Below are 12,587 nucleotides of genomic sequence, written 5' to 3' on the forward strand. Positions count from 1 at the left end.
CCTTACATTTTGTAACGGAAGCCTATGCCCTCAATTACCTTTGCTTGTTTGCCTATTTCTGCCACATTGGTAGTATAGCCTTCGGGTGTTCCTGTTTGAAAAATAATGGGGCTGATCGAGATTACTCCAGTTCCGCTCAGGAACATTCCGTCCATCCCTCGATCATACAGCTCCTTTTTGATCTGGTCATAGTAATATTTTGTGAGCTTGCCATCGCCAAAATTACGAATGATTACCCGTCCAAACACTTCGTAGGGTTTACGCTTGGGCGCTTCTTTTAATATTTCGATTTCTTCCCAGGAACTCTTATGAGAGTATACAAGTTCCTCACGGTAAGCATGGTCTACCACGAACTCTACGGAAAAGCAGCCCAAGAATCCGAAAGCCGGTAAAATACAGGCGACCAAAAGTCCATATTTTTCTACTGTACGCATTCTTATCAGGGGAAAACCTTTCTCTTCACCCAATTCCATTCCCAATTCGCAATCCGGGAAAACAAGCGGTTTTTTAGGAAGACAAAAAGAGAGCTTTCCATTCGCAGATTTTTTTAGTATACTTTCGCTCAAGACGCGGTATTTTATCGCACAATTCTGAACCTCTCTTATTCTGGTACTCTTGTCAGTGCCGCAACGTTCATATGGAAGATATAGAACTTAAGAAACGTACCAGAGAAAATGTTCTAAAAATCGGCTTCTGTAACTTGGATGAGTTAGAGGAGAAGGTGAAAGCATTTCGAGTGATGAACCAGAATGCTGCCAAAAAAAGATATTTAATCACGAGAGAACCTATCGTGGATGCGGCCGGAAAAGTATTGATTCCGAAGGCAGCGGAAATCGATATTTCTGCAGCAAAACTACTACGCCGTCATTTTAAAGGAACTCATGAATTTAAGACCTTTCAACCGGATGAAGGAATCGTAATCATTTCGGATATGACTTCCGCAGAAGGGGTCTCCTTTACCATGGACATCGTCACCCAAATTATGAACTTGGGCGGTGGAGCATATGAAGGATTTATCGATCGGGTAGATAGCTTCGGGGACTTCATTAACTTATTAAAGAAATCCTTATTTCCAAGGTTGATTATTATAGGCTATATTCCTCCGGACAAGATTCAGTCTGAACTGCTCAATTTCGTGAGAGTCAAGAGGGTGGACAATTATCTTCGCTCAATCGAATTAACTCACACCGCATTTAAGACAGCGGCTTATTTTCCGAAGATTCGCCAGATAGAAATTTCCCAAGACGATTCAAAATCCTGGGGTAGATTCGTAGTGGAAATCGTTCGGGAATATACTAGACCGTACTTACTCGAAGAAGTTTAAAAGGAAATCTAAAGAGATATTCTCCGCAGGGAGAAATCCATCTTTCGCATAACGCAATAGTTGCGAAACACGAGAGATTTCTATTCTACACTCTATAAAACTCTAGATTCTCTCTCAATGGATCCGGCAAGTTACCGCCGAGTGCGTTCATGTACTTTTTGTAACGATTTTCCACTTCGGTAAATTTTCTGCTCCGTATATTGGTAAATCTGTTATTGATCTCTGCGAACGCTGGCAGCTTGGCTACTTTTTCTCGAATGCCTCTGGAGAACGGAACGTGACGGTACAAAATACTTCTGACGACCCGATTTAATCTTTGCACACCTTCTGATTCGTATCGAATCCAAAGCTGATAATCGTTCGCAAAAATATCCCTCTCGCTCCTGAATCTTTTAAATTCGGCGGCGAGTTTTTCCTTTATTTCAATGGAAAGGTCTTTGTTCTTTTTAAAGAACTGCACATAGTCCATGTAATCCGCAGTCAAAGAAGGATTTCCCACGTTGTTCCATTCTGGACCAAGAATACTTTTACATAGTTCCCAACGGAAGGCGGCGAATGCATCCACGAGAAGAGTTTTTAGATCGCCCTGAACAAATGTAGGCAACGCAATCCTACCTCTACTTTCCTTAGATCCCGCTCCACGATGCACAGACAACTCTTGCCACATCATGATCTTGCTACCGATAGAAGGAACTATTATGAAATCCGGGATTACCGATTTTTGAACGAACTCTTTATTGATTCCTAAATCAGGATTGTTGAAAATTACTTCTCGATTGAACAGGGAAAAGTCCACACCGAGTATGCTCTGGATCGCTTCGGTTAACATTTTCTTAGAAACGTAAGCCTTTTCTAACGGAATCTGAGAATGATATTTCGTTAGAATAGGCAAATAAGTAGCCAAAGAACCTGTAGTCAGACGTACGTTCGCCTCGTACATCGCAGCGAACTCGAACTTCAATCTTGCTTCGGGATTGTCTATATCGGGAGGAAGATCGCTTTCTTTCTTATAACCCGCATTCCGGTTATCCATTTTGATCTTGTCGAAAAAGTTCTGGCCGAGTTCGTCCAGGGAAGTCGGAACTTCTCTTCGATGGATTCTTTCGAGCCATTCAGTTCCGTACCAAATCGGAATATCCGAAACACCTGCAATAGGGTCCTTATAATTGCTCATGAATACGAGCTGCGAATCGTCTAACAGTGTTTCGTCGAACAGACCATACTTGAGCATCAGCTCGACCGGCCTAGGAACATTCTTACCTTGGTTTAGATATTTCTGATAAGCGGCCGCATAAATATCCCAGTAGATCTTTGTAATCGTTCTGCGAAGTTTTCTTGTGTCGTTATCCGAATCGAGGGGATTCTTGAGTGACTTCAACTTCACCATCAATGCGGAAAACTCTTTCACGCTATCAGCGGGCAATCCGGAAAACTGGATAATAATCGAAGCAGAGTTTGCTAATTCTTTTCTAATTCCGCTCGCGTCCACTCCGCTATTTACGGATACACTAGAACTTGCTGCGGCCTTCGCAGAAGGCATTGAAGACTCATATTTTTTTGCCAGACCAGAGGTCTTTTCAATAAACGACTTTATGTTCGGAGATGGACCAGGCATCGGGCTAGCGAATAAAGTCTGGTGGCCTACTAGAGCTCTTTCGATCTTCTGCGAAATTGTCTGCAATACTGGAACTACAATGTCCGGGGGTGCGGTGGCATAGCCGGAAGCGGCCATGTCTAAAATCAGATAGAATTTTTCCGTAAGACTTTCTACTCCACCGATCAGAAATCGAAAACATTCTTCTACTTCTTCCAGAAGAGTCCTTCCGGTTTCCTTAATTTCTGCCTGAACTCTCCCCAATTTATCACATACGTAAGAGACCATGGAAGGATCCGGAGCGAAGAGCTGAGTGAGTAAATTAGGATCTGCTAATATGAGTTTCCTTAAGAAATTGAACTCGGAGTCTTGAAACTCCATTTCCTCCGGATAATACTTGGACAGCTGGGAAGAGTGATCCTCGTCTACGTACAATTGTGTAGGTCGTTCCGGAAGGATTCCTCCGTTCTCAAAAAAATGCTTTAAATTCTCGCGACAAAGTCTGAGCACCGGGTCAACGATTTCGGAATTAGGTTCCGCAACAGGCTGCCCAGGCTTGATGTCCGGAAAAACGGTCGGGTTGAATTGGTAATAAAGTAGGGTAAGATTGTCGTTGGTCCTACTCATGTCCGAGGCGATTTTTCTAAGCTGAGTTGCTCGTTTGAATAATTCTGTAATCTCTCGAAGCAAAGATCTGCCCACCATAATCCCGAGAGAAGACCTTGCCGCCAGCGACTTACTCACCGTAGACGGTGACATAACGTAAGTGCTCAATACGCAATCTTGTTCGGCAACAATCGAGTACGGGTATCTACCTCCCGAAAATAGTGCCGTGGCTCCGGGAGTTAGATTTGCTCCCGAGAGTTTAAATAGTTCTATTTTTCTTCCGCCTGGAGCTTCGGCGATATACCGTAAAGCTCCGCTATGCAGTACATTCAGGGAATTGGCTGGAGTTCCTTCCTGGAAAAGGACAGACCCGGATTTTACAGAAACTTTCTGGTTGGCGACGCTTGTATCTAAGGCCATAAATTATTATTAGAAGGCAAATTAAGAAGAAAACTATCTAACACTCTTCTCGGAAACTCTTTTTCTATTTTTTCGCAGATTCCAGGTTCCGAGTTACCTTTCCCAAAGACTCTCTACTGCTTGACGCGGAGTCCCTTGCTTCCAAACATCCTTTTCTGAATGAAAAGTTTCCCAGCCATCCTGAAGAATTCCAGTATAGGAATGCTCACCAATCAGAGCGCGTACGGCTGGGAGAATGATTATCACTTTAAAAATGTTTATAAGGAATTCGGTCTTAGGAAGTTGTTCCTACCGGAGCACGGATTATTTGCAGAATTGCAGGATCAGGTTTCCGGCTCTCAACTTTCTTACAATATCCCCGGGACCGAAATCGTAAATTTATACGGGGATGAAGAGACTTCCCTGGTCCCCTCCGAAAACTCACTGGAAAATTTGGACACGATCCTGATCGATATTCGAGACGTAGGTGCAAGATACTATACATTTCTTACTACAGCGCTGTATCTAATGCATGCTATAGAATCGTACTCACAAAAAAGCGGCAAAAGGATGAAAGTGGTGGTCGTCGATTCTCCGAATCCGGCGGGCAGCAGGGTCGAAGGAAGTCCATTAGGCGAAAAGTATTCTTCTTTCGTAGGTGTGGAAGGAACAGTTCATCGACACGGTTTGACGCCAGCGGCGTTGCTGGAGTTTTATAAGGATAAGTATTCCTTTGGATTCGATTTTTATAAGATTCCAATAGGGGATTGGCACCCAAAAAAATACAATCCCTATACTTGGATTCCTCCTTCGCCGAACATCCCTGCGATTAGCACGTGTTATGTGTATTCGGGCATGTGTCTATTAGAAGGAACGAATGTTTCGGAGGGACGCGGAACCACAAAGCCTTTTGAAATTTTCGGAGCCCCATATATCGACGAATCTAATGAGATTTTTTTAAAAAAGTTGGAAGAGCCTCAGAGAGGAATTTTTAAACTCAGACCGCTTAGATTTATTCCCACCTTCCACAAGCATGCCGGAAAAGTTTGCGGAGGCTACCAAATTCTATTAGAAAAACCTGATAGATTTCATAGCTTGCTTTTCGGTTTGCACCTGATTCGGTCCCTGCGCGAATCTTACCCGAATCGATTCGAATACTTGCAAGGGCCTTACGAATTCAGATCAGACTTGCCTGCGATCGAATTATTAGTAGGGGATTCTTTCCTTTTGGAATATCTATCAGGCAAATCTTCTTATTTGGAGATGGAAGAATATCTGGAAGAAACAGAACAGAATTGGAAAAAAGAGACGAAACCGTACAGATAAATCGAACCGGCCACAAACATAATCTTCAATCCTTAGGAACAATCAGTAGATGCATTTTAACTCGGAACTTCCGAGCAACAACTGTATCGACTTATTAAACTTTAGAAGGAATTCCTCTTGCTCGGTAATAATAATTAAGCCTAAGTCCTCTGTTTCACTCTTGATTTCGCAGATAATATTAAATCGATTACATTTTAGTTCGCGGAAATCGATTCTCAAACTTTCATTATCCGCAGCTAAGTTCAGATAGCGCCCTATCGTATCTATTTTTAATTTTACGATTCTATTATATGCGAAACAATCAAATTCCTTAGCGAATTTAGAGTCTATGTACGATTTTAAGTGAATGGTTTCCTTCGTTTCTATCTTTCCGTCTCGATTTTTATATATCGAATATTTTCTTCCATCACGGAGCAATTTAATACTGTTTATAGCGCTATCATCTTTAAAGGGGGAATTTGCAAAGGAACTTCGAGCTTCTGCCGTATCTACTTTTTCGCAGACTGTTTCGTCATAATTACAGTTCAATGCATTGAGAATCACATCCCCCGTTTTAAACAGGTTATCCTTGGACTTTAATACTTTGATTTTTTGTACTTCGGATACTTCTAACCACAAACGAGATCCCTTTATAACTTCGGAGGCAGAAGCGCTTCCGGAAAAGAAAAACAGCAGTAATAAAAATTGGATTTTAATTGTATTCTTCATATAAGTTTTATCCAGCTGGGGCAGCAAAACGACTTTTTTAGACAATAACTTAGATTCGATAGGCGGAAAAATCAACCTGAGGTCAAATCAGGGCGTTTGAATCCACGTAGCTAACTCAGTATCCAAGTACTCTTTTGCTCTGAATATTTTTTCGTTTTTGATCGTAAAAAGAAAATGATAGTGATTATTATAGATCTTCCCATTTGGGTGAAGCCCTTTCGACTCTGCAGTCACCGAAACCCTATCTCCTTCGGCAGTAAATTCATGCAGAATGAACTGAAGGTTTTCGAATTCTCTATGAAGCATTTTGAATCCAACCATGATATTTCTTTTATCATGGCTTCCGGAAACTCTAGTCTTCCCGATGATCCACCAATCGAGATCCTCGTTCAAAAGCTCGGAGGCCTGCTTCATCTCTTTCCGATTGATCGCGTCGAAGAAATGTTTTACGATTTGCTTGTTCTGTTCGGTTACGCTAGTGATCATAAACGTTCGCTCCCTTGCTTTAGTCTTTTTGAGCTACCGAGTAGGACCCAAATTGTAGAATACTGGAGCCTTTTTGAATTTCTCGCTTATAGTTTATCAATTTTTAAATTAGCAGATTCTTTTGGAGAAGAGATATCCAGCTCGAATTTTCGGATCGGAGTTCCGCCGAACGCCCAAAGTATTCGATTCCAGGTGCTCGGCTTCGAAAAAAGGCATTCGGGGGGCAAAGAATTTGCAGCCTGTTCAGAGAGTTGGAATCTGAAAAACTCAATTTTGCCGGGGCTGATGATTCTTGCAGGAACTTCCCAGTTTTCCGCAAAACAAACCAGTCCTTCGTTCGTACTTACTTTGGCTTGAAAGATTAGATTGGATTCGGGAAAAGAAATTTCAGAACTTGCTTGGTTTCGCATGAATAAGAAAAAAACCGGAAAGTTGCCGCTCCCTTCTCGATTGGAGGAGACCCTTACTTGGATTCCGGAGATCGAAGCTTGATTGGATTCTTTGCGGCCCGTAAATGCAAGCGGGTTCATGATCCTAGCGACCACGGCAAGAATAAACATTAAGAGAATCAGATCGATGAAAAGAATCAATCGGGTCTTAGATTTGTCCTTGGATCTTTCCCGATTCTGCTTTAGAAATTCCTGAAATTCTTCAGGGGATCTGGAATGGTATCCTTTAGCCATGTGCTATTACCTTCCGAATGCTTTTGCGAATTTTACCCGCAGTAGGATATCCTTCTCGATTTGCCGCCAAGATGGAGAGCAAACTATGGGATAACCGAACTGAATCGGCAATATTTTCTCCTTTTGCCAAGAAGAAAGCAATCATTCCAGCGAGTACATCTCCTGTTCCCATCACCGCAAGCTTTGGATCCTGGCCCCGCCAAAAGTAAGATTTAGCCTCCGGGGTGCAAAGTATAGAAACATAACTTTTTAGAAGCAGATAGCAAGACTTTTCCTTTGCCCATACTTTAGCGTCTTCCCATGCTTGCGGCAAAGAAGAATAGGTCTTTCCTGAGATCTGACTCCATTCTCCGATATGCGGGGTCAAAAGAGTATTCTTCCCTAGTTCGAGTTTGGAGATCGGAAGAATCGCGCCTGCATCTACTACGATCGGGATTCTTTGGGGCAGAGACCATTGGATTGCTGAATCTTCTCTGGAAAGACCGGGACCTAATACAATCACTTTCGCCTTTTTTAGAAAATTGGAATGAAACGGATTTTCCTTCGGATTCCAATTCTCGATCATAAGAGAAGGATCTTTTTTTAAGACCTTTTGAATCGTTTTCTCTGAAGGACTTAGTATGGTAGAAATTCCTCCGCCTAATTCATGGAAGGTGAGAACCGAGGACAAAATCGCACCGGTCATTCCTTGAGAGCCTCCCAGAAAAAAAGCCGAGCCGTTTCCATATTTATGAGAACTCGGATCTCTATGAAGATAAGGTTGGATTTCCTCTATTTTCGCTGGTAAAAGTACTTTCGCTTCGGTAGAAAATTCTTCTCTTTTGAATCCGATTGGATGAAAAGTTTTCTTCGAAATCTTTTCAGGGAAGATCAGGTTTCTCAGTTTGGGCATTCCGATTTCTGCGATAGCATCAGGAACAAACGGTGCCTTTGCTTCTGGATCATAGCCGGAGATGCAGTCTATGCTAATTACGAATTTACGAATATCCGATCTGGATTGCAGTTTGCGAATTTCAGATATTGCGTTTTCTACTACGCCCGTAAGTTTTCCTCGAAATCCTGTTCCGAGCAAAGCGTCAACGACCAGGATTTGTTCCGAAAAATCCGAAGCTTTGAATTTTTCCAGGGGTAGCAGTTCGGCTCCCGAAGTTTCTGCGAGATTCTTGTAAAAGATCGTTTCTTCCGAATGAGTTCCTTCCTTAAAGAACACTTTGCACTTGATTTTCTCCGCACTTAGAAAATGTGCCAAAGCAAAACCGTCTCCACCGTTATTTCCAGAGCCGGAAAGTATGACGATTTGCTTATATTCTAAAAATTGCGAATACCATGTTTGAAAAATGGAAAGCGCGGCAAAACCCATCAGGATTTCTGCCCTAATCCCCGATTCGGAAATAGAGATTTTATCTAAATCCTGACTTTCCTGATCGGAGAATAGGTTTTCGCTCTTCATAAGTATGGTCGGATTATTTCCATTTATGGATTTCTAAATATCCCGAACGGATTCTCGCGGAATAGATCTCGTCGTTTGAGTCCATCCAAGTTTCTCTCCAGAGGCCTCTCGGAGGTGGATAATTTAACCTGATATTGTTCACATGATTTCCGTCGTCGTCGTGAACCTGCAGTCGAATGGAATTCCCTTCTTCTATTTCCGTTTCCCATATAAAGAAATTGTCGTCGTTTAATAACCAGAACAGGGTTTCAGAAGGATCTTGGATTTCTTTAATCGGAATTACGGTCTTGTTGTCCAGATCTAACTTATAAATTTTTCTGGATTTGAATCTGCCTGACTTCACCTCGTAAAAACTGAAGGAAGCAAGGAAATATTCTCCTTCAGAATGAGGCAGAATATTATCCAAATACCAAGTATTTCCATCAGAATCCGAATTTACGGAATTCTTGAAATCGTTGGAATCCACCCGGATCTTTAGCTTTCCGTTTTCGTCAAATTCGGTCATTCTCATCTCTCCGCCCGATCTATGATAAACGAAGATGGAATCGTTCTTTCCGGCTTCCAGGCGCTCGATGTAGCCAAATGGAACTGAACCTCCGACTCCATCTGAATAAATGGTCTGGACCAGTTTTCCGGAATCATTAATTTTTAGTAAAACAGATGGTAAGGCTTCTTCGGCTTCCGTCTGAAATTCCCCTGACTTTTTGGTAAAAATATTTTCGGGAGCTCTGTCGGATTTTACATCGGAAGGAGCAATTCTAGATTGCACATACACATCATCTGAAGAAGAGACAGTGATCAGTCCTATTCTTCCCAGTTTCATATTGTAGATTTTCAGTTTATCCGAAGACTTTTCTTTAGGATTTCCTAAAATGAATTTAATATCACCATCCGTAGTATAACATTTAATTAAAGATTGCTCAAAGTCGGGAACATACATGAGTCCGGAAGCAATCGCGATCTGGCTAGGAACGTTGGTCGGCACTCGATTGACGATATTAACTTGCAGTTCTTTGAGTTCTTTTCCTAATTTTACCCTTCCGTACAAGTAAGGATTGTAGTCATCGACTCTAAACTTGGAGCAAGAGCCCAGAGTAAGTACCAGTGACAGGAAAATAATAAAAACTTTTGGAGAAGGGTACTTTGTTTTAAGTGTTTCTTTTTGATCTTTTAATACAAACATGTTTCTATTCATGCCAAAACTTAGAGTGATTTTAATCTTTTAGATGTTTCGGTACCATTCCTGTCTCTCGATCAGAAAACAAGCGTTTTCGCAAGCCTTCACTTTGGTTCGCCAACTCCTGGCTGCTCCGCACTAAAATTTACTTTACACCAGGGTTTCGCCTAAATACTTTGAAAGGATATCGGGAACCACCCTTTCATCGGGGAATTACCTAAGGGAGAAATTCAGCAGAATAACTTCCGAAATCAGGGATTTCCTCCGTTTCAACGGATAGGCGGGTTCAGAGACTCTCAGTAAGGCCTGCAATTGACAGTCAGTAAAGAGGCAATCGGTTCTATCCTAGATGGGATCCTGCTCAAACCTGTTCGATTGTACGCTCTCAAGGTCAGCCAAAGGCCCAACCATACGCTGATCGAGGTCGAGTTGGATCACCTCGAGAATCGCTTTGGTTCTGTCAGCCTTCTGGAATGTGAGCAAGTTTCCAGAAAACTGAAAGAAGAGTTGGAACGGATCTCGCCGGATCTGGACTATACTCTTAAGGTTTCCTCTGCAGGAGCAGAGAGAAGTCTGGACCTTCCGGGGGACCTGGATCGGTTCCGTGGAATCCCGGTACGTCTGGTGTATCGGGTCGAAGGTTCTGATACTCAGAAGGAAGGAGTCTTTAAGATTTTGGATCGGCGAGGAGACCAAGTGATCTTGGAATTGTTTTCTAAGAGAGCGAAGGGATCTGGGAAAAAAAAGGAAGCCATCCTGAATACGAAGGATATACTGAAAGGAAATTTGTACGTAAGTATTTGATTATGGCAGTTAAGAAGAATCAAGCTGAAGGCAATCTGTTGGAAGCAATCCAGCAATTTTGCGCCGATAAATCCCTCGACCGTGAGGCGGTGATGGGGGTCATCCGTGATTCTTTAATTACGGCGTATAAAAAGAAGTCCGGATTAGAAAGTATAGATGACGAAGAGAATCCAATCAAAGTGGAATTTTCTTCTTCCGGGAATGATAACGTAGTCATCATAGTTCCTCGCAAAGTTGTGGAAGGAACACCTACCAACGGCTTAGAAATCTCCGTTGAGGATGCGCAATTATCTGATAAAGAATCCAAGATCGGCGATACTTTAGAATTTCGTGAAAAGCCAATGGAGCTTTCCAGAATCATCTCTAGCCAAGCAAAGCAAATGGTTTTCCAAAGACTTCGCGATATGGAAAAAGAACTCTTGTACAATGAATACAAGGTGAAAGAAGGCGAACTTACACACGGATATTTCCAGAGATGGAAAAAGGACGCGATGTCCATAGACCTGGGCAAAGTAGAAGGAATCATGCCGAAAAGAGAGCAGAATCCTGGTGAAAAGTATCACAGTGGAGACAGGCTCAAAGCAATCATACAAAGAGTGGAACTTCGTCCTCGAGAACCGATTCCAGTAATTACTTTATCTAGAGCTTCTGCGGATTTTGTCAGAAAGCTATTTGAAATGGAAATTCCGGAAATCTACGACGGACTCGTAGAGATTGTAAACGTGGCCAGGCAGCCTTCCATTCGGACAAAAGTGGTGGTTCACGCGACTAGGGGTGATATTGACCCAGTAGGTGCATGCGTCGGAATGAAAGGGGTTCGCATTCAATCCATCGTTCGCGAACTCGGAAACGAAAGAATCGATATCGTTCAATATTCTAGTGATCCGACCGAGTTTATTGCAAATGCGATTTCTCCTGCAAAACCTTTCGATGTAAAAGTAGATAGTATCGGTAGAGAAGCAATGGTGATCGTGCCGGAAGAGCAACTTTCTCTCGCGATCGGAATTAACGGCTCTAACGTCAAGTTGGCATCTCAGCTAACCGGTTTTAGGATTGATATCAAAACGATTGCACAATACAACGAAGAGTTTTCTTCTCCAGAAGCTAGGGAAAGGTTGGAAAGACTGTTTAGCCCGAGCGTCGAAGAAGAAGACGATGGAAAAACTGCATTGGAAGATCTTCCAGGTTTATCAGCTCGTCTCATTGATTTGTTACGAAGTGCTGGTATAAATGACGTGGAAACCTTGATCGAAATTAGCCAGGATGATCTGGCGAAACTCCCAGGAATTGGACAGACGACTGCGGGTCAGATCTTAAGAATCTTGGCCGAATCTGTGGAGTGGGTGGAGGAGGGCTAATCCCTCGAATCCCCGAGAGGAGGGCGGGAGTGATCCGATCACTTCTACCCTTTGCATGACCAGGAAGAACTATGGAAGATAAGAACAAGACAATCAAGGAAAAGCTGCAAGGGACCGGGGCCTCCGACGCTGGCAAGAAGAAGAAACTTGTGATCAAGAAGAAGGCGGATGAAAAGCCGACTCCTTCCTCGCAGAGCAAGAAAGAGTCTCAAGCGGAACAGCATCCTTCTCCGAAAGCATCTCCACACACGCAAAGAGAGAGCGCAGCTCCAAAGCAATCATACCAAAGTACTCATAAGGACAGAGAACCTCTCCACAGCGAAGAGCGTTCTCGCCCGGAACCTACACAGAAAGTACCTTTAGAACCCGACACCTCTGAATCTGGAGAAGCTCCTTCTCCTTTCAAACGAGAAGACAACAATATCATAGTCTCTCGTCCGAACCAAAGACCTACATTCTCCAGCCCTAATAGACCAGAGGGATATCGTGGAGATCGCGGCGGTCAAGGAGGCCAAGGCGGCGGCTACCAAGGTCGTGAAGGCGGCGGCGGTGGATATCGTGGCGGTCAAGGAGGCCAAGGCGGAGGCTACCAAGGTCGTGAAGGCGGCGGCGGTGGACGACGCGGCGGCGCCCCCCGCCGCCGCCGCCGCGGCGGGGGCGGCGGCGGCGGGG

11 protein-coding genes and 1 pseudogene are annotated in these 12,587 nt (G+C 43.3%); 5 read left to right on the plus strand and 7 right to left on the minus strand.

The features are described from left to right. Nucleotides 1-2: 2 nt before the first annotated feature. Complete coding sequence (locus tag CH373_RS14810) at nt 3-434, minus strand: hypothetical protein (RefSeq protein WP_243393416.1); 432 nt, start codon at nt 432-434, stop codon at nt 3-5. 203 nt (nt 435-637) lie between these two features. Here CH373_RS14810 and CH373_RS14815 point away from each other — a divergent pair, with 203 nt between their 5' ends. Further along, a complete protein-coding gene (locus CH373_RS14815) occupies nt 638-1,324 on the plus strand; it encodes a hypothetical protein (protein WP_100714252.1) in 687 nt (228 codons plus the stop codon). A gap of 85 nt (nt 1,325-1,409) precedes the next feature. Here CH373_RS14815 and CH373_RS14820 read toward each other — a convergent pair whose 3' ends face one another. Beyond that, complete coding sequence (locus CH373_RS14820) at nt 1,410-3,944, minus strand: Crp/Fnr family transcriptional regulator (protein WP_100714251.1); 2,535 nt, start codon at nt 3,942-3,944, stop codon at nt 1,410-1,412. A 159-nt stretch (nt 3,945-4,103) separates the two neighbouring features. On the opposite strand from CH373_RS14820, the gene CH373_RS14825 reads away from it, so the two are divergent. Beyond that, the gene (locus CH373_RS14825) at nt 4,104-5,249 is read left to right on the plus strand and encodes a DUF1343 domain-containing protein (protein ID WP_100714250.1); all 1,146 of its coding nucleotides are present in this window, start codon (nt 4,104-4,106) and stop codon (nt 5,247-5,249) included. Nucleotides 5,250-5,291: 42 nt separating this feature from the next. Here the strand turns inward: CH373_RS14825 and CH373_RS14830 are convergent, their stop codons facing one another. The 5 genes from CH373_RS14830 to CH373_RS14850 all read right to left on the minus strand — a co-directional run bounded on the left by CH373_RS14830 (nt 5,292) and on the right by CH373_RS14850 (nt 9,771). Continuing rightward, nucleotides 5,292-5,957: a hypothetical protein gene (locus tag CH373_RS14830; RefSeq protein ID WP_125170000.1), complete on the minus strand. Its 666-nt coding sequence runs from the start codon at nt 5,955-5,957 to the stop codon at nt 5,292-5,294. An 87-nt stretch (nt 5,958-6,044) separates the two neighbouring features. Then, on the minus strand, nt 6,045-6,443 hold the full coding sequence (locus CH373_RS14835; RefSeq protein ID WP_100714248.1) for a nuclear transport factor 2 family protein: 399 nt from the start codon (nt 6,441-6,443) through the stop codon (nt 6,045-6,047). A gap of 86 nt (nt 6,444-6,529) precedes the next feature. Beyond that, nucleotides 6,530-7,126: a hypothetical protein gene (locus tag CH373_RS14840; RefSeq protein WP_100714247.1), complete on the minus strand. Its 597-nt coding sequence runs from the start codon at nt 7,124-7,126 to the stop codon at nt 6,530-6,532. Continuing rightward, entirely contained in the window at nt 7,119-8,576 is a 1,458-nt protein-coding gene (locus tag CH373_RS14845) for a bifunctional ADP-dependent NAD(P)H-hydrate dehydratase/NAD(P)H-hydrate epimerase (RefSeq protein ID WP_100714246.1), read from the minus strand. The genes CH373_RS14840 and CH373_RS14845 overlap by 8 nt, the downstream gene beginning before the upstream one ends. A 13-nt stretch (nt 8,577-8,589) precedes the next feature. Further along, a complete protein-coding gene (locus CH373_RS14850; RefSeq protein ID WP_243393418.1) occupies nt 8,590-9,771 on the minus strand; it encodes an LIC_12708 family protein in 1,182 nt (393 codons plus the stop codon). Nucleotides 9,772-10,128: 357 nt separating this feature from the next. Here CH373_RS14850 and rimP point away from each other — a divergent pair, with 357 nt between their 5' ends. From rimP to CH373_RS14865, 3 genes and pseudogenes are all read left to right on the plus strand, one after another. Beyond that, nucleotides 10,129-10,557 carry a ribosome maturation factor RimP gene (gene rimP, locus CH373_RS14855; RefSeq protein WP_243393422.1) on the plus strand — a complete coding sequence of 143 codons (429 nt, stop codon included), beginning with the start codon at nt 10,129-10,131 and terminating at the stop codon, nt 10,555-10,557. 2 nt (nt 10,558-10,559) lie between these two features. After that, nucleotides 10,560-11,915, plus strand: a complete 1,356-nt coding sequence (gene nusA / locus CH373_RS14860) for a transcription termination factor NusA (RefSeq protein WP_100714244.1) — start codon at nt 10,560-10,562, stop codon at nt 11,913-11,915. A gap of 71 nt (nt 11,916-11,986) precedes the next feature. Then, a pseudogene (locus tag CH373_RS14865) lies at nt 11,987-12,587 on the plus strand (translation initiation factor IF-2); the annotation flags it as partial.

The organism is Leptospira perolatii (assembly GCF_002811875.1).
Lineage (GTDB): Bacteria > Spirochaetota > Leptospiria > Leptospirales > Leptospiraceae > Leptospira_B > Leptospira_B perolatii.